The sequence below is a fragment of the Priestia veravalensis genome (genome assembly GCF_001457055.1).
In the GTDB taxonomy this organism is placed as follows: Bacteria; Bacillota; Bacilli; order Bacillales; family Bacillaceae_H; genus Priestia; species Priestia flexa.
Genome location: NZ_KQ758768.1, coordinates 1 through 1,588, shown reverse-complemented (window position 1 = coordinate 1,588; position 1,588 = coordinate 1). Strand labels below are relative to the sequence as shown.

Genomic DNA, 1,588 nt, shown 5'->3' with positions numbered 1-1,588 from the left:
TCTACGCATCCACGGTACTTTAGATTATTTAAGTCCAGTGGAATACAAATTTACGCACCTTAAGAAAACTGTCTAGTTTAGTGTTGACAATCCAACCTTTCTGTAATGGACTTTAAACTAAACTCAGAGTTTAATGCTACTGATAAGCCATTTCCTGTTAACACTACTTTTCTCATGACAATCCCCCTATTTAACAACTAGTTCCATTATACCGATATTTATCTAATTTTGGAAAACAAAAAAAGACAGAATACCCCTTCTGCCTTAACTATAGAAAATTAAAAAGAGAGCCAATACTGCTCTCTCCTCATTTGTTCATTACAATATTCTGTTTTATATCAATTCTCTGCCTTTTTTTATCTAAGTCTTTTGTTCAAATTCCTTAAAGTACTCCATTAGACTTAATATCTCTGTGCCTAGTTCTACCAGAATATTTATAAAATCCTCTTTTTTAAAATCTACATTGTTCATTTGCATGTTTATGCCATGATCTAGAGGAGTAACAAAAGCTCCTGACTCCATCAAGTCCTCAATACTAAATAAAATCTCCCTTAAATCATCAGGCAAAACAGATATGTACTTAGAAATAAACAAGTTTAATAAATTTTTCATCTCATGTTTAAAGTGATGACAGAATTGCTGATGAGACCACATTTGCTCCTCAAACATATCAAAGATGCTTTTATAGTTACCAGCTTGTCCAATTGCTAGCACTTTTACATTTTTCCTCAGAAAATCATCTTGTACATATTGACTTATATTTTCTCTTACATTCCTAACCTGCTCTATTAAATCCTGATGTGCTATACTCTCATCACCTTTAACACTGCAAGGGTTTTTAGTAATGAAATGGACATATTTTTGAGCCATTATGTCTACCATAGTTAAATGCTTTCTTCCTAACATCTTATAAACCTTCTCTTTAGTTTTCTTTTCCTCACTTCTCTGTAAAAGGACTGCAATGATGTATGAACTAATTAGAATGCCTATCATATCTGCAATGAAATTAGGTATTAAGGAAAGTCCAAACTCAGCATTAACATCACTAAAAACCATTTGTAAGAGTAGCATAATGAGAGCTACTCCTACAGTAAAGAGAACTATTAGGAGATGTTCTCTATAAAAATTAAAGATTCTATTCATTATGTTAACTACATTCTCCACTCTTTCTCCACTCTTTCTCCTCTTCTCTTTATATAATCCAATTAATTAGCCCAAAAATTGCTGAAAAGGATGAACCTTTTTATAATTTTTCTTTCTTGTTTTTACATTATTTATAATATCATCAATTGGTATCAAATTTGAAAGACTTGATAAATCTGCTCCAGTTAAGTACACAATTTCTTCAAGTGAAAAATTATTGTCAAACAACTTCTTTATTAGTGTTGACCTTATATATGCAGTATTTAACTTTTTCCAATTTGGATTACTTTTATCTATTTCAGAAACAGTATCAAAAATATAATTAATTGTACTCTCTGAAAGTGGTTTATAGTGTAAGCCCGTAATCAAACAACGCATATAAAACATCAGGCACCTCCGGTACGATAAATGTATCAATCAAAGGAGGTGCCATTATGTCTACAAA

Annotated in this window: 2 protein-coding genes; both read right to left on the bottom strand. The window is 31.2% G+C overall.

Annotation, left to right across the window (positions count from 1 at the left end; genetic code table 11):
• Positions 1 to 360: 360 nt before the first annotated feature.
• Positions 361 to 1,071: a hypothetical protein gene (locus tag AS180_RS21310; protein ID WP_139109271.1), complete on the bottom strand. Its 711-nt coding sequence runs from the start codon at positions 1,069 to 1,071 to the stop codon at positions 361 to 363.
• Positions 1,072 to 1,209: 138 nt separating this feature from the next.
• On the bottom strand, positions 1,210 to 1,530 hold the full coding sequence (locus AS180_RS21305; protein ID WP_062687477.1) for a hypothetical protein: 321 nt from the start codon (positions 1,528 to 1,530) through the stop codon (positions 1,210 to 1,212).
• Between the last annotated feature and the right edge of the window lie 58 nt (positions 1,531 to 1,588).